General features: G+C 63.6%; 19 protein-coding genes. 9 read left to right on the top strand and 10 right to left on the bottom strand.

Going from position 1 to position 22,982, the window contains the following annotated elements; genetic code table 11:
• Positions 1–30: 30 nt before the first annotated feature.
• From S58_RS35530 to S58_RS35505, 6 genes are all read left to right on the top strand, one after another.
• Positions 31–1,227 (top strand): acyl-CoA dehydrogenase family protein, encoded by a 1,197-nt coding sequence (locus tag S58_RS35530; RefSeq protein WP_015670285.1) that lies wholly within the window; start codon positions 31–33, stop codon positions 1,225–1,227.
• Positions 1,228–1,603: 376 nt separating this feature from the next.
• Complete coding sequence (speD, locus tag S58_RS35940; protein WP_015670284.1) at positions 1,604–2,086, top strand: S-adenosylmethionine decarboxylase; 483 nt, start codon at positions 1,604–1,606, stop codon at positions 2,084–2,086.
• Positions 2,086–3,399, top strand: coding sequence for a metallophosphoesterase family protein (locus tag S58_RS35935; RefSeq protein WP_015670283.1), 1,314 nt, complete (start codon positions 2,086–2,088; stop codon positions 3,397–3,399). Before speD ends, S58_RS35935 begins: the two co-directional genes overlap by 1 nt.
• Before the next feature lie 25 nt (positions 3,400–3,424).
• On the top strand, positions 3,425–4,846 hold the full coding sequence (locus S58_RS38260; protein ID WP_160167628.1) for a phenylacetate--CoA ligase family protein: 1,422 nt from the start codon (positions 3,425–3,427) through the stop codon (positions 4,844–4,846).
• The gene (locus S58_RS35510; RefSeq protein WP_015670281.1) at positions 4,836–5,786 is read left to right on the top strand and encodes a fatty acid desaturase; all 951 of its coding nucleotides are present in this window, start codon (positions 4,836–4,838) and stop codon (positions 5,784–5,786) included. The genes S58_RS38260 and S58_RS35510 overlap by 11 nt, the downstream gene beginning before the upstream one ends.
• Before the next feature lie 3 nt (positions 5,787–5,789).
• Positions 5,790–7,253, top strand: a complete 1,464-nt coding sequence (locus tag S58_RS35505) for a radical SAM protein (RefSeq protein ID WP_015670280.1) — start codon at positions 5,790–5,792, stop codon at positions 7,251–7,253.
• A gap of 19 nt (positions 7,254–7,272) precedes the next feature.
• Here S58_RS35505 and S58_RS35500 read toward each other — a convergent pair whose 3' ends face one another.
• The 6 genes from S58_RS35500 to S58_RS35475 form a co-directional block, all read right to left on the bottom strand.
• Positions 7,273–8,382, bottom strand: a complete 1,110-nt coding sequence (locus tag S58_RS35500) for a phosphotransferase enzyme family protein (RefSeq protein WP_144058457.1) — start codon at positions 8,380–8,382, stop codon at positions 7,273–7,275.
• Positions 8,304–9,032 carry a cupin-like domain-containing protein gene (locus tag S58_RS35495; RefSeq protein WP_160167627.1) on the bottom strand — a complete coding sequence of 243 codons (729 nt, stop codon included), beginning with the start codon at positions 9,030–9,032 and terminating at the stop codon, positions 8,304–8,306. Before S58_RS35495 ends, S58_RS35500 begins: the two co-directional genes overlap by 79 nt.
• 83 nt (positions 9,033–9,115) lie before the next feature.
• A complete protein-coding gene (locus S58_RS35490; RefSeq protein WP_015670277.1) occupies positions 9,116–9,985 on the bottom strand; it encodes a cupin-like domain-containing protein in 870 nt (289 codons plus the stop codon).
• Positions 9,982–11,139 carry a type III PLP-dependent enzyme domain-containing protein gene (locus S58_RS35925; RefSeq protein ID WP_015670276.1) on the bottom strand — a complete coding sequence of 386 codons (1,158 nt, stop codon included), beginning with the start codon at positions 11,137–11,139 and terminating at the stop codon, positions 9,982–9,984. The genes S58_RS35490 and S58_RS35925 overlap by 4 nt, the downstream gene beginning before the upstream one ends.
• Positions 11,140–11,179: 40 nt before the next feature.
• Positions 11,180–12,355 (bottom strand): type III PLP-dependent enzyme domain-containing protein, encoded by a 1,176-nt coding sequence (locus tag S58_RS35480; RefSeq protein ID WP_015670275.1) that lies wholly within the window; start codon positions 12,353–12,355, stop codon positions 11,180–11,182.
• A gap of 4 nt (positions 12,356–12,359) precedes the next feature.
• Positions 12,360–13,718, bottom strand: coding sequence for a DUF3326 domain-containing protein (locus tag S58_RS35475; protein WP_015670274.1), 1,359 nt, complete (start codon positions 13,716–13,718; stop codon positions 12,360–12,362).
• 164 nt (positions 13,719–13,882) lie between these two features.
• Between S58_RS35475 and S58_RS35470 the strand changes: the two genes are divergently transcribed.
• From S58_RS35470 to S58_RS35460, 3 genes are all read left to right on the top strand, one after another.
• Positions 13,883–14,851: a deoxyhypusine synthase family protein gene (locus S58_RS35470; protein ID WP_015670273.1), complete on the top strand. Its 969-nt coding sequence runs from the start codon at positions 13,883–13,885 to the stop codon at positions 14,849–14,851.
• A gap of 11 nt (positions 14,852–14,862) precedes the next feature.
• The gene (locus tag S58_RS35465) at positions 14,863–16,476 is read left to right on the top strand and encodes a B12-binding domain-containing radical SAM protein (RefSeq protein ID WP_015670272.1); all 1,614 of its coding nucleotides are present in this window, start codon (positions 14,863–14,865) and stop codon (positions 16,474–16,476) included.
• Between the two features lie 93 nt (positions 16,477–16,569).
• A complete protein-coding gene (locus S58_RS35460; protein ID WP_042340454.1) occupies positions 16,570–17,904 on the top strand; it encodes a hypothetical protein in 1,335 nt (444 codons plus the stop codon).
• Positions 17,905–18,200: 296 nt separating this feature from the next.
• On the opposite strand, the gene S58_RS35455 is transcribed toward S58_RS35460, so the two are convergent.
• The 4 genes from S58_RS35455 to S58_RS35440 form a co-directional block, all read right to left on the bottom strand.
• Complete coding sequence (locus S58_RS35455; RefSeq protein WP_015670270.1) at positions 18,201–18,821, bottom strand: hypothetical protein; 621 nt, start codon at positions 18,819–18,821, stop codon at positions 18,201–18,203.
• Positions 18,822–18,844: 23 nt separating this feature from the next.
• Positions 18,845–20,191, bottom strand: coding sequence for a type II and III secretion system protein family protein (locus S58_RS35450; RefSeq protein WP_015670269.1), 1,347 nt, complete (start codon positions 20,189–20,191; stop codon positions 18,845–18,847).
• A gap of 2 nt (positions 20,192–20,193) precedes the next feature.
• A complete protein-coding gene (locus S58_RS35920) occupies positions 20,194–20,886 on the bottom strand; it encodes a tetratricopeptide repeat protein (protein WP_015670268.1) in 693 nt (230 codons plus the stop codon).
• A gap of 77 nt (positions 20,887–20,963) precedes the next feature.
• Positions 20,964–22,964: a flagellar biosynthesis protein FlhA gene (locus S58_RS35440; RefSeq protein WP_015670267.1), complete on the bottom strand. Its 2,001-nt coding sequence runs from the start codon at positions 22,962–22,964 to the stop codon at positions 20,964–20,966.
• Positions 22,965–22,982 lie beyond the last annotated feature (18 nt).

The raw sequence follows: 22,982 nt of genomic DNA, 5'->3' as shown, positions 1-22,982 counted from the left end.
ACTTAAAATAATATGGCGGAGAGGTCCATCATGAGTGCATCGGCCAAGGTGATCCCCCGCGACTGGCTCGACTGGCCGTTCTTCGAGCCGCGTCACCGTCAGCTGTGCGAACGGCTCGATCGCTTCGTCGGTTCCGGCGCGCTCGACGATGTCGATCACAGCGACGTCGATGCTGCCTGCCGCAAGATCGTGCGCGCGCTGGGCTCAGCCGGGCTGCTCGACAGCGCCGTCGTGGCGCCGGACGCGGATGCCGCGGCGATCGACTCGCGCGCGATCTGCCTGTCGCGCGAAACGCTGGCCTATGCCGATGGCCTCGCCGACTTCGCCTTCGCCATGCAGGGGCTAGGCTCCGGCGCGATCGCGCTCGGCGGCTCGCCCGAGCTGCGCGTCAGCATGTTGCCGAAGGTGCGCGCCGGCGAATGGCTCGCGGCCTTCGCGCTGTCCGAGAAGGAGGCGGGCTCCGACGTCGCCGCAATGGCCTGCGCGGCGCGGCTCGACGGCGATGCCTACGTGCTCGATGGCGAGAAGACCTGGATCTCCAATGGCGGCATTGCCGACGTCTACACGCTGTTCGCCCGCACCGGCGAGGCGCCGGGCGCACGCGGCATCTCCGCCTTCGTCGTTTTCCCAGACGATCCCGGCTTCTCGGTTGCCGAGCGGATCGAGGTGATCGCGCCGCATCCGCTGGCGACGTTGCGGCTGCAGAACTGCCGCATCCCGGTGAGCCGCCGGCTCGGCGCGCCCGGCGGTGGCTTCAAGCTCGCGATGCAGACGCTCGACATCTTCCGCGCCTCGGTGGCCGCGGCCGCGCTCGGCTTCGGTCGCCGCGCGCTCGACGAGGCGCAGGACCACGCCGCCAGCCGGCGCATGTTCGGCGGCGCGCTGTCCGATCTGCAGATGACCCAGGCCGCGTTCGGCGACATGGCCACCGAGACCGACGCCGCGGCGCTGCTGACCTACCGCGCCGCCTGGCGCCGCGACGTCCAGAAGCTGCCGACCACACGCGAGGCCGCGATGGCCAAGCTCGCCGCCACCGAAACCGCGCAGCGCGTCATCGATCGCGCGTTGCAGATGTTCGGCGGCCGCGGCGTCCGCAAGGGCGAGATCGTCGAGAGCCTCTACCGCGAGATCCGGGCCCTGCGCATCTACGAAGGCGCCACCGAGGTGCAGAAGCTGATCGTCGCCCGCGAACTGCAGAAGTCGCGGACGGGCGCCATTCGGGGATGAGGCTGACGGGTCACGGTTCGAACCCGCGACCTTTGCCTTCCGAGCAATCCAACCAGCTATGGTAGAGCATCTGCGGCTGTTCGACACCGGGCTGATCTCGACATCGATGGAACCAAACTGATTGGAATAGATGTCCCTGATCGCGTGGTGTCGCAGCGTCACATCCGCCAACGGCGCAACATCCGTATCGGTTGAGAAACGCTCGGATTACAGCTAGACACCATAGATTGAAGATATTATAGGTTACAACCCAGTCTCCGCGGGCCGAATTTTCATCAGGCGAAAGCGGACGACACAGAGCTACGCGCCGGTGTATTTCGCGGGCGCTCTTTGATTGCGGCCGGAACCAGACCAGTGATTTAAGCAGGGGGCCCACGTGATCCTCGGGCGGCACATCAAGGCGGTCGGAATTGGCGACCCCGACCGGCTACGCAGCATGTCTCGGATCAAGGGCCTGCTGGACGATCTGGTCGAAGCTCTCAACATGCGCGCGCTGGGCTCCCCTCATATCTACGAGGTCGAAGAGGACATCCGGCGAATGAATTGCGAGCCCTTCGAGGACGAAGGCGGCGTCACCGGCATCGTGGTTCTTTCGACCTCTCATTGCGCCATCCATACCTGGCCGCTGCAAAGCCAGTTCGTGCTGGATGTGTTTTCCTGCCGGAAGTTCAATCCGTCGGTTGTCGTCGACCTGGTCAGTCGAGCGTTCATGACCAAATCGCTTCGCACCACGGATTTGAGCCACTCGCTCGAGTTGGAGACGGGAGCGCCGGCCGCCGATGCCGCGGTCGCCGCCGATCAATCGGCGATCAGCCCGATCGTGCCGGCGACGCCGCGGCGAGTAGGCGGGAGGGATTGATGATGCCGGACGGGTTGCGCCGTATCGCCTCGACCTTTGTCAGATGCCCGCCGTTCCTCCGTGGTTCTTTCCTCGCCGCGGTCGTCCTGATGCCGTGGCCGTCGGCACCGCTACTGGCCCAGCAGGCGGGCGATGCACGCTCCTTTGCGGACGCCCGCAACGAAGCGAAAGAGACCTGTCCTTGCTGCGAGTACCGCACCGTCAGCTGCAGTGCCGGCGAGCAGCCGGTCAAGAGCGATTTGGCCGCCTGCGGAAAGGGCATCACGCCCGACCCGAATCTGGTCCGCTTTGTCGTGATCGGCGATTTCGGCTACAGCAAGTATCAATGCGAAGGCGTCGTCTCCAGGATGGTTCAGGGCTGGCGCAAGCGGCTCTCGGTCGACTTCGTGATCACGGTCGGGGACGACAACTACAACAGCGGCAAGAAGAGCACCATCAAGCGCAACATCGCGGATCACTACGGCAACTTCGTCCGCGAGAAGAAGTTCTTCCCGACCCTCGGCAACCACGACTGGGGAACGGTGCGCAAGGATCCTCAATATGCCTGGGGCACGCCCTATCCGTATTTGGATTTCTTCGACTATCTCAAGCAATATTCGCCGAACACGCAGCCGCCGGTGCAGGGGCGTTACTATAACGTCGCGCCAAGTCCGCTGGTCGAACTGTTCGGGCTGGACAGCGACTATCATGAGCAGGATGGGACCTGCTGCAATTCCAAGCAGGCGGGCTGGTTGAGGGACGCGCTCGCGGCATCGAAGGCGCCATGGAAACTGGTGTACTTCCATCACCCGCCCTATACCACCGCGCGCGAGGATGCGCCTGGCGCCTGGATGCGCTGGCCCTTCAAGCAATGGTGCGCGACGTCGATCCTGACCGGCCACGAACACGCCTATGAGCGCCTCGAAATCGAGGGCATGCCATATTTCGTCAATGGTCTGGGCGGCAATCCGTATGTGTACGATCAGAAGAGCTGTCCGGTGCAGCCCGGCAGCCAGAAGCGCTACAATGGAGCACACGGCGCGATGCTGGTCGTGGCCAATAGCCGCGAGATGGAGTTCTGCTTCTACTCCGTCAAACAAAGTGCGCCGATCGATGTCTATCGGCAGCAGGTGCCGCAAGGCTGTGTGCCCGCGCCGTCCGACTGTCAGCCGCCATCGGACGTCGCGTCCTATTGCGCCGCGCAGCCGCCGACATCCGAGCCCGACGAGCCGCCTTGCCCGACCGATTGGCCCGGGCCGGCAAGCGGCCGGACCGCGGGGTCGTATTGTCCGGTCCCGCTCACCAGGAGCCACGGCGACCGCAACGATAATTGAATGACGACCAGCACGAGAGCCCGCGATGGATCGTACCGACGCGACCGAAGGCCCATATTCGAGGAATAGCGAGCGATGGATGGAGGCGAAGATCGGCCCCGATCTCATCAGGGCCGAAACAGCGTCCGATCACCGCAAGTTGCGCGAGCGCTATGACGCCGATTTCGACCGCATGGTCGCGCTGCGGCAGGCCTCGATCGAGGCGATCCGGGATTGGCAGTTTCGCCGCATTCAGCAGATCGTCGCCCACGCCTATGAGACGGTCCCACTGTATCGGGAGAAATATCGTGCCGTCGGATTTGCGCCCGCCGACCTGCGGGGCTGGGCCGATTTCGAGCGCCTTCCATTCCTGACCAAGGACGAGCTCATCGCCGGCTGGCCGGACCATTCGGTCAGCAGCATGCACGACGTCGAGTTCATGACCACCAGCTCCGGATCCTCCGGGCGATTCGTGTATCTCGCGGTCAGCGAGAACGGCGTGCATTTCGAAAATCTGCAGATGGCCCGGCAGAACATCTTCCAGAGCGGCGGGCAGGTGGGATCGGCCGATGCGACGCTCTTCATCATCACCTGCCCCTGGTGGTTCAGCTCGACGGACGGACTGTTTCCGCAGGATTTCCTGTCGACCCGCACCCCGGTCGCGCAGGCGTGCCGCGTCATTCGCGAGCAGCGACCGTCGGTGATCTCCCTCTATCCGAGCTATCTGCGCGAGTTGGCGCGCGCTCACATCCACCTCTCCGAATGCGGGGTGAGGCTCGTCATCACCCATTCCGAGGCATCCACCCGTGCTGAACGGCTGGAGCTGTCACACGCGCTGGGGGTGCCGATCTGCGACGAATATTCGAGCGAGGAATTGATCCGGATCGCGCTCGAATGCCCGTTCGGCAGCTACCATCTCGAAGAGGATGCGTGTTTTCTGGAGATCATCGATCCCGACACCGGCAGCAGATGCGCGACGGATCAGATGGGAGAGGTGGTCGGCACCAATCTCGTCAACGAAGCGACGCCGTTGATCCGCTATCGCCAGGGTGACTTCGCCAGCGCGCTCGGCAACGAGACGCGATGCCGATGCGGTTGCACCTTCGGCCGGATCTCCCAGCCGATGGGCCGGATCGGCGACAGCTTCGTCACCCAATCGGGCATGATCGTGCCTGCGGGCACGATCATGGACGATGCCTACAACTGGGTGCTGGAGTCCCGCATTCCGGTCAACGGCATCCAGTACCAGATCGTTCAGCACGCCCGCGACAGGGTCGGTGTCTATCTGGTTCCTGCCGCGAGCCCGTCGGGCCCGATCGATCATGTGGCGCGCGAAAAGATCGAGGCGCGGATGCGGGGCCTGCTTGGCGACGGCGTCGAGGTCGGCGTCGAGATCGTCGCGGCGATCCCCTATGCACGCGGCACCAAGACCAAGGCCGCCATTTCGCTGGTCGACCATGACCGATAAGGCGGCAGGCGCGACGGCAGACGATGCGTCCTCGGTCCGCTGGGGCGGGGGCGTGCTGGTTGCCTATCTCGGGTTGATCGTCGCTTTCCTGCTGCTGCTGTTCCGGCACTTCGAGGCCGCACCGCTATGGGCGAAACTGATCATGCTGTGGGTCGGCTGCATCCTGGCCGGACGTCTCGAAGCCATTCTGCACTGGACCACGCATTTTCCGGTCTTTCGCAGTCCCGCTCTGAACATGGCGCATCGGCTCTGCTTCTGCGTCCTGCCATTGCCGGCGATCTGGTACCGGTACCTGCATTTCCATCATCACCGCTTCAACAACGGCGACGCCGATACGACCACGACGCTGGTTCGCGATGCGGCCGCTCACGCCAGTATCTGGGCCTATCTTCGCCTGGCGCTGCGCGAGCTTCACGTTCTTCAGTTCTTCCGTGAGATGAAGGCGCGCCACCAAGTCGAATGCATCGCGAGCCTCGTTCTGACGCTGGTGCTGGCCGCGGTGCTGGCGCTGCTGGATTGGCGCGCGGCCGTTCTGTTCTGGCTTCCAGTGACGTGGGTTGGATCGACCCTGATGGTAGCGGTGTACAACTACACCGACCATGTCCCCGGCGTACCCGCCGATCCCTATCGCTATGCCACCTACGTTCCGCTCGACAGCCGCTACCGCCGATTCCTCTCCGCCCTCGATCTGCACAATATCTCGACCCATCTCACCCACCATCGCGCGCCCGGCATCTACTGGACCGAGTTGCCGCGTCGGCAGGCCGCGTGGGAAGCGGACTACCGGGATCACGGTGCGCCGGTCTCGGTCGCGCTCAACAGCGCCATCCTGTTCAACCCGATCGCCTTTGTCCGCATGCTGTTCTTCGTCAACAGCACGCGCAACCGGCTGATGTCCGGTCATATCGACGCGTCGCCGAACGTGCCGGCGCCGGGTTGAGCGATGGGAGCGGTCCGCACGATCTCACGTCCCGGGGCACGCGGCCAGCGCTCGCGTCCGTTGCGGGTGGCCTTTGAGCATCTCGCCGCGGGATATCCGGTCACGATCGATCGCTATTGCAGCGATACCCGTGACGATCGCCAGTCCATCATGCTGTTGAGTTGCGCGGCGTGGGCGGCCCAGCGTGGCGCGGAGGTCGAGGTGATCTGGGAGCCGGAATCGCGCCGGCGCGGCGCCGCCGCCGACGTCGTCTTCATCGTGCTGTTCAGCGTTGCTGCCTATGCCCTGAAGAACGCCATCGAGGCCTATCGGGCCCAGACCGATGGCTGCATCGTGGTGTGCGGTCCACATGCGGTCAGCTTTCCCGAACATTGCTACCGCGCCGGAGCCGATGCGATCGTCAAGAAGTGCGACCAGGCGCTGTTCCTGCAGATCCTGGATGACGTGGGCCAAGGCAGGCTGCAGCGCAGCTACGCGACGACGCGTTCCATCGATCGCCTGCCGCATTATTCGGAGTTTCAGGCGCGGGGATTCGTTCCCGCGCAAGGCTTTCGCAACGCATTGGCCTCGACGGGATGTCCGTATACCTGTTCGTTCTGCACCGATGCCGAGACCAACTTTTCAACCATCGACGCGGCCGATGTGGTTGCAGATATTGCATCCTGTGACGAGAAGCTGATCGTCTTCAACGATCCGCTGTTTGGATTGGGCGAGCATGGCAAGGCCATCATGCATGGGCTGAGCGGGCTTGGCGATCGCTACGCAATGGGATTCACGACGTCGTCGGCGCTCCGGCAGCCGGAGATGCGCCGCCTGTTCACGGACGCCGGTTTCGTGCTGCTGGAGGTCGGACTTGAAAACATCCATGCCGACTACGCGAAGAACAGGCGGTCGGATCTGATCGATATCTGCGCGCAATGTCCGTTCTTCATCATCGTCAATTATATCTATGGCCTCAGTGCCAGGGATTTCGAACAGGAGACGACGTCCTACCTGGTCGAATTGACCGAGAAGTGCCCCAACGTGCTGCCGATGGTGTTCGTGCCGTTCTCGCTGCCGGAAACCGGCCTTCACCAGGACCATCTGGCGCAGGGCCGGATCTTCGACCCTTCCTATCTCTGTATCGGCAACGAAATCCTGTCGATGCGGCTGCCGCTTCAGATGACGCCGGCGGACTATTATCATCGGCTGGATGCGCTGAATGAGCGTCTCTACATCGATCACAACGCGCGGATGCGGGAGTGGGTGCTCACCCATCCCGGCATCACGCCCGACCGCAGGCGCGTGATGCTCGACATCGTCCGGCGCCAGGGGCATGAGGAGGATGCTGCGTCGGCCTGGTCGGCTGCAATCTCGCGGGCCGCGCCGGATGACTTCCGGCCGTTTGCGCAGGACGTGCTCGGCGCTGCGGTGCCGGACTTCGCCGGCTACGATCTGGCGTGGAAGCCGGCCGGCGACAAGACCTGAGCGGGGCGCGCGGCGGCTGTCACAGGAAGATCCCGGCCTCGAGCTCGCGGACGTAGCTCTCGAGGGTCGCACGATTGCCTTCCGCATCGAACAATGAGGGCGACCCGTCGAACTTGGCCAGAAACTCGTCCAGATGCCGCAGATGAAGAAAGTCGGGTATCCGCGCGATCCATTCCCCGCCAACCGGGCGAACGGAGGTGTAGCCCTCGAGAAAATGCGTCAGATAGAAGTTGCCGAACGCGGCGCCATCCGGCGCCAGCCCGTTCGCGGCACTCCATTGCAGGTAGGTATCGCCGGGAAAATATTCCCAGCGATCATGCGCGGTGTAGTACAGGGCCGCTGCGATGTCGTCCATGAACCAGCCATAGTAGCAGTTCTCGAAGTCGATCACCCGCATGCTGCCGTCATCGCAGCACAGCAGATTGCCGACGTTCATGTCGCCATGCAGCAAGCCGAAATGCGCGGGGTCGCTCGGCAGGCCTCGCAGCCGCTCCACCAGCTGTCTGGCATTTGCCGCGATGTGCGACAGCCGGGCCGGAAGTCTGGCGAGCCTCTCCTCGTAGTAGTCGTCATGGTCCCAGTGCGGCCGTCGCTGACGTTTCCTCACGGTCGGGTAGAGCGTCGAGGCAGCGTGAATATGTCCCATCATGGCGCCGGCGCGCCGAAAGTAATCCGCAGTCCAGTCCGGGCCTTCGACAGCCTCGCCGTCAATCCATTGCGAGGCATATGCCAGCAGATCGGCATCGTCGCTCGGGATCACTTCGACCAGCTGATTGCCGTCCGATCGCACCGGGCGCAACACCGGCACATTGTTTCGATCGAGAAAGATGATGAAATCCAATTCGGCGAGAATCTCGTTCCGATCGTGAAACCAGTCAGGCGTGATCTTCAACGCGATCCAGTCGTGTTCGCGCTGGCAGGCGTAGACCTTGCTGATGAAGCTTCCGACCGGTTCGGCGGTCTCTGGCTTGCATCCGAAGCGCGACAACGCGTCCCGCAGCAGGGGCGGGTCCAGGGACCATTGCCAGTCGGCAGGTTGATCGGGACCCGTCATGCGCGCAGGAATTCGTCTTTGAAGAGTGATTTGGAAATGCTGATCGTGGTATCGAGCGATCGCACGGCATGCCACCAGCCGAGCGGAATATAGAGCACATCGCCTGGGTTGATGACGACGTCGAAATAGGTCGCCTCGCGCAGCGCTGGAAATCGCTCGAAGTCCGGTTCGAACGGGTTGACCTTGCTCCAGCGGACGAAGTTTCGCCACATCTCGAGATCCTCGGGATCAATCCGGTCTTCGAGGCCCCTGGCATAGAGCTTGTTCAGATCGTCCTCATAGACCAGCCCGGTCTGATCCGGTGCGAGCAGGATAACCCGTTTGTGCCCGTAGATGTGGAACAACAATCCCTCCGCCACATCGATATGCATCCCGGTGGTGTCGTGGCCCGGACTGAACCACAGAGCCATATATTGGCTGGCGGGCGGTTCGCTACTGCATCCGAACGGCCGGAAGCCGTCGACATGCTCGAGCAATTCCGGATGGCTCTGCAGCATCCCGATGCTTTCCCGGATCGAGAAAAAGCCGTGGTCTCCGGACAGTGCGTCGACATAGTCGGCCATGGTCGTCTTGCGGCTGGCGTATTCGATATGCTGGTCGAGATAGGATCGTTCCGAGTGGGGGTCATAGCGACTCAACCACACCGGCAGATCGCCATAGCTGCGCTTGAAGAACTCCGGGCTCCATTGTGTCAGCGCCGGCCAATGCGAGATCTTCTGCGGCATGGCGACCGGCCGCTTCTGGAAGAACGCGTCGTAGAAGTGCTCGTGCGTCATCGCCGGAGCCCGTTCGATCGTTCCCGCGTATCTCATGAGCGCGTCTCCCATGTGGCTGCGACTGGCCGGGCATCCGTCAATGGCGGCGCTGGCCGCAGGAACTCGTCCTTGAACACCGATTTCGACACGCTGATCGTGACGTCGAGCGAGCGGACGGTGTGCCACCATCCACAGGGGATGTAGAGCGCGTCGCCGGGCCCGATGATCGCTTCGAGATAGCTCGACGCGCCGAGCAGGGGAAATCGCTCGAAATCAGGATTGAACGCGTTGACCTTGCTCCAGCGCACGTAGTGACGCCACATCTGAAGGGTGTCGGAATCGACACGATCGGCAAGTCCCGGTGCGTCGAGCTGAGAGAGATCTTCTTCGTAGAGCAGTGCGGTGTTGTCGGGAGAGAACAGCAGGACGTGCTTATGGCCGTGCAGATGAAACAGCACATTCTCTCCGACATCGATATGCATCCCCGTGATGGTTCCTTTCGGCGCGAACCAGAGCGCCATGAACTGATCGTCGGGAGGCTCGTGAACGCAGCCGAACGGCCGGAAATGATCGAGGTCGTCGAGCAGTTCCGGATTTCGTTGCAGCAGGCCGACACTTTCGCGAATGGAGTAGCGACCGTTCTCGGATGTCAGGGAGTCGACATATTCCGCCATGGTGCCTTCGCGGAATTGGTGGTCGATGTTCTGTTCCAGGAAGGTCCGCTGGGATGAGGGATCGTAGCGGCTGAGCCAAACCGGCGTCTGCCCGTAACGGCTCCTGAAGTAGCCGGGCCCCCAGGCCGCGAGCGCCGGCCAATGCGAGATCTGCTCGGTCATCACGACCGGGCGCTGTTGGAAGAAATCACCGAAGAAGCGTTCGTGCGTCATGTCGTGACGCCGCTCGATCTCGCCCAATCGTTTCACGGCTGCGCACTCGCTGTTGAGGATGGAAGATGCGTGATTGGAACAGCTGCGTGGCTGGTTCGGCCGGTCTCGGCCCGCGGCGCGATCACGGCACACAGATCGGGATGGAGGCCGTTGAAGGCGCAGGCCCACGGCAGCGTGTCTGCGCCCATGGCCGCAATCTCGATCCAGTCGCCTTCCCTGACATCAGCGGGCAACTCCATGGCGGTTTCGAAGGCGTCCCAGGAATCACAGGTCGGCCCGAACACATGGAAGCTGCGCGTGGCGCCGGATGGCGTGCCGTTCAGCCGGCGCAGCCGCGGCGCCGGGCCGTCGCGGCGAAGCCGGCGGTCGAGCGAGTGCAGCCAGCCGAAACGTCCGTCGTTGAGGTAGATGGCGTCAGGCTTGCGCAACAGCACCTGGACTACAACGCTGCAGGAGGAATCCACCACTGCACGGCTGGTGTCGAGCCGAAGGCGGGTCGTCGCAAGGCCGAGCCTGGCGGCGTGTGCGGAGGCGGCCGTACAGAGTTGTTCGATGGTTTCTCCGCCGGGACGGATCTCCGCGCTGCCGAGGTTGATGGCGGTAAGGGCGATGCCGGAGCGTTGCGCGAGCGATCGGCCGTAGGCCAGCGCGGCGGCAATATCGCTGCCGGATGATACGCCGGGACAGATCGCGATCGATGTGGAGAAGCCGTACGCTCGGCTCGCACGGAGCATGGCCCCAACAGCTTGGTCATGCAGCCGGTCGGAGGCTTCACACGGTTGCCTGATCAGCGAAGCCGGCACCATGATCTCGACTTCGAGCTCGTCAAAGCCGACTTCGTCATGCAGCTTGGCCAGACCATCCAGGTGATCGATGGCGAAGACGCGCACTCCGCGCCGCGCCATGACCTGCAGATCGTGGCGCGAATTGATCGGTTGTCGCAGCAACGGGATGATTGGCTCGGCGAGCTGATCGAGCCGAGCCAGATCGGCCGGGCCCGAGATGGCAAACCGGCGGATGCCCGCTTGCGCGAGGCTCGCCAATATCCGCGGGTGCGGATTCACCAGCAGGTCATGGCAGATGTCGCCGTCAAATGTGGCCAGGACGACGCGCGCCCGCTGGTCGAGCAGCATCTCGTCCACGCAGAACAGCGGCTCTGCCGGCTGCAATCGCTGCAGCAGGTCGAGCACATCGCTGGCTCGGATGACGGAGGCGCTTCGATCAGTTGTCTCAGGCCGCATGATCGCGCTCCCGGGCATCGATCCATGGCCATTCTGCAACCGTCGCATCGAGCGGCTGTCGATAGGCCAGGAAGTCAGCCGCCAGGCAGGTGGCGTAAGCCCCCAACTCGCCGAGCAGGATCCAATCGCCTTCACGCGCATCTGCGGGCAGGGCGTAACGGCCGGGCAGCTCATCCCGCGTGTCGAAGGCAAGCGGCCCCACCAATGTGAAAGTGGTCGGTTCGCCGTCCACCCCCCGGACGTCGGTCCCTCGCCTGCGGTACAGACGCGCCGGCACGCGGCGATCGAGAAACGAGAGTTCGCCGAAACTGCCTGCGACGCCATCGTTGATATGCAGGCGACCGTCGCGGCGGTGTACCACCTGAACCAGCACCGCGCAGGCCTGGGCGACGAGCGCGCGGCCCGGCTCGCACAGCAGCCGGCATCCCTCGATATGGAGATCGCGGAAGCTGCGTCCGATCGCATCGAAATAGGTCTCCAGCGGCGGCACGATCTCGCCCTCATGCGCCGCCGGAAAGCCGCCGCCGACATCGATGCTCGCCAGCGGAACGCCCGCGACGGCGGCGATTTCACCGCAGGCCGCTAGCGCATCGGAATAGGCCTGGGGGTTACGACATTGTGTGCCGACGTGAAACGTCAGGCCGCATGCAAAACCGGCTTGATGGGCCGCGCGCAGGATTTGTGCGGCCTCGGCCGGCGCCGCGCCGAACTTGGTGCTGAAATCCTGCGCCGCGTCGGCGCGCTGTGTCGCCATCCGCACGGCAATCTGGATATCTCGCCGGTCAGTCTCGGCCATGCATTTGGCCAGCTCATCGGCATGATCGACGGCGAAGCTATGGATCTGCGGCAGGCTGGCCGACACGCGGATCGCGTCGCGTGATTTGACGGGGTTATGGAAGAACAGCCCGGCGTCGCGGCGGATCGCTGTGACGGCCTCGATTTCGGCAATCGAAGCGACGTCGAAATGCCGCAACCCGGCCGCGCACAGCGTGCGAAGGACGGAGGCGAGAGGATTGGCTTTTATGGCGTAGAGGACCTCGCCAGGGAAGCCGCCCTGAAAGCGTCGGAGTTGCGCGGCGATCCGGTCAGGCCAGACGCAAAGCATCGGCTCCGACGGCTGGAGTTCGGAAAGCAGCGCCTCGACGTTTGCGTGAGGGCACGCCATGGCCTCATCCAGCAGCGCTCAACCTGGCCTGCGCCGGCTCCATGTCCCACGACGGCCTGATGATCGGGGTCTCCAGCCGATGCAACGGACGGCGCAGCGATTCGACGGCGACACCGGAACGCAGCGCGCTCAACAGGCCGCAGGCTTCCAGGTAATTCTCCGCATACAACAGCTTGCCGGGTGCCCATGGCAGCATCGACAGATCGGTGCGGGCGCGATTGGTGCTGTCTCGCACGGCAATGACGGGGATCTCCTGCTGGAGCGCGGCCAGGGTGGGCAGGCCGAGGCAGCGGTCAGGCATGACGACGCAGGAGACGTCTGCGGCGGTGAGCACGTTGCGATTGAGCATCGCCTCGGGATCGACGATCAGTCGCGGGCTGCGCGAAAGTCCCTTGAGGATGCATTGCAAGTAGGCGGCCGAAATCAGCTCCGCGGCCATCACCGGATGTCCGACGCCGACCGGAATCGATTTGTATTCGTTCAGCTGCGGCGAATGCGCCGACGGCACGTTGAGCGCATGGGTGACGGCGTGGGTGAGGATGGCCTCGATGCCTCCCCAGGGGTTCACTGAATCGTCGGGGCCGTTGTAATAGGCGATAATATCGTCTTCGGGATATTCGATGATCGTGTTCAGTGCCACCGCATCGAATTGACCGCGGCGCGCGGCCAGCAGATCGAGCAGCCGCTCCAGATGCTCGACCCGTCCGGCGGCCCTGCCGGAAGACGTGAAATAGGCCTTCATGTCGAACGGCGGATCCAGCCGCAGCAGCTCCGTGCATTGGTAGCCGCAGGATGCGCGGGCGGCGTTGGTGGCATTGATGGAGTAATTAGTGATCTTCTCGACCTTGTGCTCGCCGATCACGACCAGGATCCGGTTGGATCGCACCGGCTGAAGCCCGATCGTGCCCATCAGCAGGCGGCAGATCACGCTGCCTTCGACATAGACGCCGTTCTCGGGGAGCTCGTTGAGGTCTGCCGCATTGACCACGTTGGGATGGGTGATGAGGCGGTCGCAGGTTGTGGCAAGCAGCCGCGCTGCTGGTCCGGCGTCGCCGACGTGTCCGCCGATTTCGGCACCGATGCCGGTCGGCACCATGTACACGACGTTGAAACCGTCGCCACCGTGGATCTTGCGATCCCTGAAACGGAAGATGCCGAGCCGGTCGTCAATCAGCCCGGCCGGACCTCCGCTGATGACGCCGACCTCGCAGCGATAGCACTCGCCGGTCGTTTCGGTGACGACGAAGCGGATCGGGACGACATCCCGCGGCAGTCGCGAGGTCAGTGCATCAGCAAAATAAGCTATGAGGTCGCCGTGGCTGCGCTTGATCGGAAGATCAAGAAAGATCTCATGAGCCTCCATCCGACCTCCTTCCGGCCAGCCGACCGCTTGAGCGCGCTGTAAGCCGATCCAGTACTCGAGAAGACCATCGCCAATGCCGATATAAACTTGTAGTATGATATATTGTCGTTTACAACCTTAAAGTGGGGCGTCAATCTTCGGCGCCGCCGGCGAGAGGGGGACACATGGCGGCCGAGATCCGTGCGTTCATCGATCACCACTTTCGCCATTTCAATGCCGCCACCCTGAAGGACGCGGCGCAGGGATACGAGACATTCCTGAACGCCGGTGGGCGGATGATGCTGACGCTCGCCGGAGCCATGAGCACGGCGGAACTCGGTCTGTCGCTCGCGGAGATGATCCGGGCCGGCAAGGTGCATGCGATCACCTGCACTGGGGCGAATCTCGAGGAGGACCTGTTCAATCTCGTCGCCCATGACCGCTACGTTCGCGTGCCCGGCTATCGCTATCTGTCGAAGCAGCAGGAGGTCGAGCTGCTCGAGCGCGGGCTGAACCGGGTCACGGACACCTGCATCCCGGAAGACTACGCGATCCGAAAAATCCAGCATTTGATCGAGACGCATTGGCGCGATGCGAAGCAGGAGGGGAAGCCGAAGCTGCCGCATCAATTCTGCTATGAGCTGATCCGCAGCGGCCGGCTCAAGGAGCACTATCAGATTCCCCTGGAGCACAGCTGGCTTGTCGCGGCCTGCGAGCGCTCGCTGCCGCTGTTCGTTCCGGGGTGGGAGGATTCGACGCTCGGAAGCATCTTCACGTCGCTGTGTATCCGAGGCGAAATGTCGCCGGCGGCGATGCGGGGCGGGATCGACTATCTGCTGGAGCTCGCCAACTGGTATCGCGAGGGATCGGCCCGGCATCCGATGGGCTTCTTCCAGATCGGCGGCGGCATCGCCGGCGATTTCGCCATCTGCGTCGTTCCCATGATCCGGCAGGACCTGGAGGAGCACGTCCCGGAGTGGAAGTACTTCTGCCAGATCAGCGACTCCACGACGAGCTACGGCTCCTATAGCGGCGCGGTTCCGAACGAGAAGATCACTTGGGGCAAGATCGCGGGCGATTGCCCGCAATATGTCATCGAGTCCGACGCCACGATCGTCGCCCCACTGATCTTCGCCTACCTGCTCGGTAGATAGAGGGCGCCGTGATGGATGCGCCTGTCCGATCGCTTGCGACGAAAGAGATCGTCCTGATCAATGCCGCCGACAGCGCCTCGACGCTGTTCGACGAGGCCGCCGAGCCCTACCAGGCCAACGCCTTTCCAAATCTCGGTCTGCTGACCCTCGGCACGGCCTTGCGCACGGAGCTCGCCGCACGCGGCCTCAGCCATCAGGTGACATATTTCGACGCGTCGGTCACCGGCAACGACGAGCTGATATCCTATCTGGAAGCGCATGCGCCGCGGCTGTTTGCGGTCTGCTTCAGCATCTACACCGCCAATTATGTCGCCTCCGCCCGGATTGCCGAGCGCGTCAAGCGGCTCGATCCCAACATTCATACCGTGCTCGGCAATGACGGCTTCTCGGCGATCTGGCGGATCGCGATGCGGCGCCGTGCCGCGTTCGACTATGGTTTCTACGGCAATGATGTCGTCGAGGGCTTCAGCCGCTTGATGGCCGACCTTGCCGAGCGCCGCGTCGTCGATCTCGGCCGTTACCCCGGGCTGGTGTTTCGCGATCCGGCCAACAACGGCAGGATCGCCAGAAACGAAGAGGATCCCGAGGAGTTTAACCGGCTCCCGATGGTCGACTACTCGCTCACCCGCGGGCCGTTCGACCATGACGCGCGCTATCTGGCCGAGCAGCATCGCAGCATGCCGTCGCTCGCTGCTCGCGGCGCGCGCGGTGTGACCATCGAGTTCGCGCGGGGGTGCCTGAAGTTCGGCGGCCGGCGAAACGATTACGGCGTCCCCCTGAACGCATGCGACTTCTGCGCCATCAATCCCGGCAGCAGGGCCATGATCGGCGCCGATGCGGAGCGCGCCTGGGCCATCATCCGCAGCGCCGTCGAGCAGGGCTACAACTACTTCTTTGTCACGACCGACGAGTTGCCGCTGACGTTCTGGCCGCTGCTGAACCGGATGGCCGAGCGGGTTCCGGACTGGTATCGCGACATGCACCGCGACGATCGCCCGCGCTTTCTGTGCTACGCCCGCGCCGACGCCTTCAAGGCCAACAAGCTGCATCGCATCGACCTGATGATGGAGCAGTTGAACTACGACACGTTCTGGATCGGCCTGGAGGCCTTCTCGACGATCTCGCTCCGGGCGATGAACAAGGGGATTTCCGCCAGCCGCAACGGCTCGCAGGACATGCTTGAGCACAATCTCGAAGCGGTCGCGTGCGCGGCTCAGCGCGGCGCCCGGATCGGTGCCGGGCTGATCGTCACGCATCTCGGGATCACGCCGGACATCATGGAGACGAATTTCAGGATTCTGGACGACTGCCTGCAGCGCCACGCGCAGGCCTTCATGGAAATCACCGTCAACCTGCTGTATCCCAACCCGGGATCGCTGGCGTTCGACTACCTGCGCATGCCAAGCTCCGCTCGCGACGCCGCGGGCAGGCTGGGCCTGGAGGTCGACTACGACTATCTGCGGTCGGTGCAGGGCAAGTACGCCGAAGAGGACATGATCGACACCGATGAGCTGCTGCTGGATTTCATGCGCGGGTGCTGTCCCGCCGTCACGATCGAGCAGGCGTTCGACTACCGGAACCGTGTGTCCGAGCTCGTCAGCAGCCATGGCATCCAGCTCGTATGAGGCCTGCCGCGCCGCGACGTCCGGTCGCCGAAGCGGAATTGTCCAGATGATCTTCCGCACATATCGTGGCAGCGCCCGGCACTGGAACAAGCCGTGAAGATCGCGCATTTGATCGCTGTTGTCGACCCATCCGGCCGCCGCCTGCTGGTCGATCGCAACACCGGGGCGTTGCCGGAGATCCGTGCGCCCGCCGTCGCGTCCGGTGAAGTCGCCGAATTCATCGCTCTGGTCCAGCGGCAGCTCCGGCTGCCGGTCTATATGCTGCGCTGTCTGCGGCGTCATACCGACCCACGAGGCCGGGACACGCGCAGCCAGATCCATCTGCTCGAAGCTGCCGGCCCGCTCGAGCGCGCCTCCCGTGCCTATCGCATCATCGACCGCGCGGACATCACGCCGTTCGCAGTCTCGCCGCGCGGCGAACTGTTCGATCTCGGGCACGCGATGCGACCGCGCGCGGGTAACCGGCCGTGGTGGAAGGCGGGCTTTGCAGCGGCCGCGGTCCGGTGGCTGGAGCAGACCGCGGATCGCCTGGGTGCAGGGCGGGTGCTCCGGGTCGAGCAGCTGCGGAGCTGGGAGATCGCCTGGCTCGCCCGCGTCACAGCGGAGCGTGCGACCTGGTATTTCAAATGTTCGCCGGCGCCGCTCAATGTCGAGGCCGACGTGATCGACCTGTTGATGCGGATCGCGCCGGATCATGTCCCGCATCTGGTGGCGCGCTATCGGGCCGGCTCGGGGTTCCTGATGGATGCCTATTCCGAGCCGACGCTGGAGGCCCGTCGCGCGCCGTCCGCCTGGATCGAAGCCGCCGCGCAGTTCGGACGCCTGCAGCTGGATGCGAGCGGTGCGGTGGACCGTTTCATCGCGCGCGGGATTCCACCGCTTGATCTCACCGATATCGAAGCCGACATTGGCGCTCTGCGCGATGAGCCCATGCGCGTCACCCGTACGCTGGCCGGCCTGAGCGATCATCATTTGCAACGCCTGCATCACGCCTGGCCGCGGCTGAGCGGACTGATCGCCGAACTGAATGTCGCCAACCTCCCGGTCTCGATCGACCATGGTGACTTGTGGGCGCCCAACATCCTTTCCGGCAAGAACAACGCCCGGTTCCTCGACTGGTCGGATGCGACCATCGGATGCCCGTTCTTCAGCACGCTGCCATTGCTGATGGCGGAGGGCATCGCGGTGCCGATGTCGCGCGATCCACGCCTGCGCAACCATATGCGTGATGCCTATCTCGAGCCCTGGCAACAGCGGCTGGGCCGAGGCGTCGCGCTGCAGGCCTGGAAGATGGCGCAACCAATCGCTGCCCTGCATATGGCCTCGATCTACCTGCGCAGAATTCTGCCGCTCGTCGACACCGAGCTTGAAATCTATCGCACGCTCGGATGGTTCGTCCGGCTCGCCTTGCGGCAACGGATGTTCTGACCTCCCCCGTGTTTGCCTTCGGAGCGAGGTGACGCGCCTATCCGAAAAACACCATAGGGCCCGCTATTGTACGCTATCTTCCTGAAGCCGATCGAATTTGTCTGCAACAATAGCGACGTTCCTGTCCGAAAGACCGCGCCGATTTTCTTCCGCCTGCTGACGTGGCGCTTACGCGAGAGATCGCGCCCAAATCAACGTCGTGGTCAAGATTACAAAAAATTGTGGAGGCCGCGGATTCCGAAGATCGGGATTACCTGATCTGGGATCGCACCGGCAAAGCTCTCCGGCTTGAACAATCATTGTGCGGGGTGAGCCGCGGTCTGCCGGTGGTCCTCGCCGGTTGGTTCAGCACGGGTCGGTTGCTCCCCGCGCATATTGGCGACCGCGCGGGTGGCCGGCTCCCCTTCCGCGCGGCTCCGTCCTTTTCCGGCGTGAAGATCCTCGGGATCCGCAACCATGCCGCCCAGCGCTGCAGCGGTGCTGCAGCCGAGGGCCGGATCGGAAGTATTTTCCGCGAATATGCCGCGATTGAAGCCGTCCGAGAGGTAGCAGTGAACGGAGCCGATGAGCAGGCGCTCGATGTGAACGCGCGTCGCGTGGTGCATTGCCGCTGCAACGTCGTGCCTGATGTGGAAACGATTGACGCCGGCGCGGAGGATGGAGTGCTCGATCGCTGCCGTGCATGGTCCCGGCGGTCCTTCGATCCAGGCACGAATGCTTTCAGGGCGGCCATTCGCCGTCGCGGCCACGAAGTGTTCCACGCCGGAACTGGCCGCATGACAGCGTCCTGCAGGTACGTCGTAGACGTAATGAACGGTCCCACTGGCGAGCTGCGGTGACGGTCCCGTCCGGTCCACAGCGCAGCCTGCAGCCAGCACCGCGAGGGCGATGGCCAAGCCGCTTCTGATCGGTGCCATATCTATCGCTCCTTGCAGGACGGTCATTCGATCAGGAAGCCGGCATCGCCACGCAATTTCCGGCCCGGCACCGGCACCTCGATCGGGCCCGCCCCGGGGCGGGTCGTTCCGAGACGGCCGAATATGATGCGCTCAAGCTCGGAAGGTGGGCCGACGAAGTCGGTAGGGACAGGTATGCGCGCCGATTCGCTGATTGGGCGAACGATCGTCGGCGTGACGATGATGATCAGTTCGGATTCGTTCTTCCGGAACTGTGTCGACCTGAACAGAGCGCCTAGCACCGGCAGGTCGCCCAGCCCCGGCAGCATGTCCAGGCCGGTGTTGAACTTGTTCTGCAGCAGTCCGGCGATCACGAAGCTCTGCCCGCTGCCGAGCTCGACTGTGGTCTCCGCCCGCCGGGTAATCAGGCTCGGGACGCGGGCGCCGTTCATGATCAGGGCGCCTTCGTTCGACAGTTCGCTGACCTCCGGCTTGACCTGCAGGTTGATCAGACGATCGGAGAGCACTGTCGGTGTGAACTCCAGTCCCACGCCGTAGCGGCGAAAATCGATCGAGACGCGGTCGAGCCCTTGGGCGACGGGGATCGGAAATTCGCCGCCGGCCAGGAAGTTCGCCTTCTGGCCCGAAACAGCAGTGAGCGTGGGTTCTGCCAGGATCGAGACCAATCCCTCCTGAGCGAGCGCATCCACGATGGCAGTCACGCTGTAGCTGCCATTCGCCGGCGTGTTGATCCTGCCTGAGGCCGCCGACGAGAGCCCAAAGCTGAAGCCACCGGCCGAGCCTGCTGTCTCCCAGTTGACCCCGAGTTGCTTCACCGCGTTGCGCGAGACTTCGGCAATACGGACCCGCAGGTTCACCTGCGTGCTCCCGCTGATCTTCAACTGATTGATCAGCATCTCGTCCGCGCCGAGGAACTGCGCGCAGGTGGAGCGGACCTTCTCGGCCATGTCGGCGTTGGGCACCAGCCCACTCAGAACAGCGCCGCGCGGCGTCCGCGACAGCCTGACGTCGAGGTCTGCGAATTGAGCTCGCAGCAGCTGCCGTAGATCACTCTCGTCGTAGGCGATCGCAATCCGGAACGTCGCGACGGTCGCGCCGGAATCGTCGAGCGCGAAGAGCGTCGTGCGGCCGGGCTTTTTGCCGAAAACGAAGACGCGGTCGGCGGCTGCGACCTGCACGTCCGCAACAGCCGGCTCGGCAACAAACACCTTGGAAGCCGGACGGGGCAAGGTCAGCATCTCGCCCTGAGACACGTAGATCCGCACCTGTTGCCGCGCGTTGGATGATGCCGGCGCGCAATGAACCAGCATCGTCAGGACCACCACGATCGAGGTCAGCCAGGCGGATGGCGAAGTTCGAAACGGTACCATCGTCAGCGCCGCATCGCCGAGAGCATCTCGAGATTGAGCCTCACGTCCTCTTCCCGAAGATCGACCCGCGCAAGCTTGGCGGCGCCATCGCGATCGCCGCTCAGCGCCATAGCTATCACGAGGTTCTGGCGTGCACGAGGCGACGCGCTCTCACCGAGCGCGATCGGCCGCAGGACCGTCATCGCGTCGGCGTACCGGCCCGCCAAGGTGAGTGACAGGCCCAGATTGTTGCCTGCGATCATGTCGGCGGGAGCGATTGCGAGCACCTGACGATAGGCGTCCTGAGCTTCGTCATGGCGGCCGAGCATGTCGAGAGCCACTCCCAGGCCGTTGAGGGCCGGAATGTTCTCGGGATCCGTGGTGAGCACGCTGGTAAAGATTGCCAGAGCGGGCTCGGCTTGATGTCTGGCGAGCTCGCTTCGCGCTTTCCTGATGCGATCGTCCTTGTCTTCGATCCCGGCGACCCGGTCGGCGGGACCTGCTGCGGTTGTCGTGGACGCCGGCAGACTACGACCCTCAACCGAGACGCGTGCGGGCGCGGGCGCCGGCACCGGTCCGCCAACGTCCGGGCTCAGCGACGAACACGTGCAGAGCAGACCGGCGATGATGCCAGTCAACGCCATTAGCCCACACCCATGGGCGCTTGTTTTCAGAAAATTATTGGACGCGGTTTCCCGGCCTTCAGAGCTACGCATGTACTTCCTACGGATATTGCACTGTCCTCTAGTTCAATTCTCCAAGCCTCGCAGGTGTCGTCGCGGGTCGGTTGGGTTCATTGCATCGCCGGGATCGGGGAAGGTTCAGCCTGCTCGCGTGATTCATCCAACCCAAGGACGGCAATCGGCTCGAGCCGAAAGTCCTTTGAGATTTCTTGATAAGAGAGCACAACCACGTTGAGACCGGACGGCGCGAGCAGAGTCCAGACCACCCGGCGCAGGTCGGCGGAGGCCAGTACGATACTCGGCGATGCGGCAAGATGATCGACAGCGGGAAGCTGCCGGATCAACGCATCAAGCAGGCGCGTGCTGACGGCCGGATCGAGAGACGTCTGAGTGTTTTCATCAAGAGCGTGCACGGCCACACGGATCGCTTCCTCTGTCTGTCGATCAAGCACGAAGCAGCGCAAGGTCCGATCAATGCCTGAACATTCGAAGCAGATTTGCCGGCGCAGCGCCAGCCGCACGTGTTCGACCAGCATGATGCTGCTCTGCTCCCGCATGCCCCACTCGGCCAGCGTCTCCAGGATCAGCCGCAGATTGCGGATGGAGACCCGCTCGTCGAGCAGACGGCGAAGGACATCGGTGATGCGCTGTGTAGGAACCACGCGCAAGGCCTCGCGCACCAGGTCGGCGTAGTCGGCCTCCAACTGGTTGAGCAGGCGCTTGGTCTCCTGTATGCCGAGGAACTCGGGGGCATAGCGGACGAGAACACGCCGGAGCTCGGCATCCACTGCGGACATGGCCGGCGCCCCAGCCGTTCCGGTTGCCGGCTGATCCAGCTCTCCGGACGAGAGCAGAAGAGGCACGCCATGCAGCTCGATCCTGAAATGACCGGGCGCCAGGGCGCTGCTTTCGTCGAGCGCGGCCCCGGGACAAGCGCATCCGAGCCAGTCGGCCACGTCCTGTCGTGTCCGCCTGATCCGATCATGGATACCGGCTCGCCGGAGTTCATCGCACAAGGCGGCTTCCGCGAGGATCATGATCGGCGCAGACCTGGTCGCCGGGATCGCGATCCGCGAACTTCTCGTGGGCTCTGACGGGTCGGACGGTAGCGCCGTGCCGGAGGTTCGATGTGCGCGCCGCCGAGCCAAGAGCATCGCGAGGCCGGAGCCGCCGAACACCGTCGCCATAAAAAGGAAAATCGGCGCCGGAAAACCCGGTACGAAGGCCAACCCCAGCATCATGAGACCGGCCAGTTGCAGGGATTGCGGCTGCGACGTGATCTGCTCCATGATCTCGGAGCCAAGATTGCTCGCCGCTTCTGTCGCAACCCGGGTCACGACCGTTCCCGCCGCCATCGACACGAACAGCGCGGGGACTTGGGAGACTAGGCCGTCGCCGATCGTCAACAGCGAGTAGAGCTGGATCGCTTCGCCAATACGCAGCCTGTGCTGCACGGTGCCGACCACAATGCCGCCAACGAGGTTGACGGCGATGATGATGAGACCGGCGATCGCATCACCTTTGACGAACTTCATGGCGCCGTCCATCGCTCCGTACAGCTGGCTCTCGCGCTCCAGCCGCCGTCGGCGGCGCCGGGCCTCGGCCTGGTTGATGTCGCCGTTGCGGAGGTCGGCATCGATGCTCATTTGCTTACCCGGCAGCGCATCGAGCGTGAATCGGGCGGCAACTTCGGCGACCCGTTCAGATCCTTTGGTGATGACGACGAACTGGACGATCGTGATGATCAGGAACACCACGAGCCCAACCACGACGTTGCTGGAAACGACGAACTCGCCAAAGGTCTGAACGATGGACCCCGCATCGGCCTGGCTGAGCACCAGGCGCGTGATGGTGATGGAAATGGAGAGCCGGAACACCGTGGAGATGAGGATGATTGCCGGAAGCGCGGAGAACTCCACCGCGGCGTTCAAGTAGAATGCCACCATCAGCAGCAGAATCGATACGCCGATGTTGACGGACACCATGACGTCGACGAGCGCCGTCGGAATCGGCAGGATCATCGCCATGATCGTGGTGATGATCAGGATCACGACGAGAAGCTCACGCTTGTCGTTCGACCAGCGGGTCAAGCTCTCGACAATGGCCGTCATGGTCTGCGGTCCCCTCCA

Source organism: Bradyrhizobium oligotrophicum S58 (assembly GCF_000344805.1).
Lineage (GTDB): Bacteria > Pseudomonadota > Alphaproteobacteria > Rhizobiales > Xanthobacteraceae > Bradyrhizobium > Bradyrhizobium oligotrophicum.
Note: the sequence above shows the minus strand (reverse complement) of the source record. Positions and strands in the feature narration are given on the sequence as shown.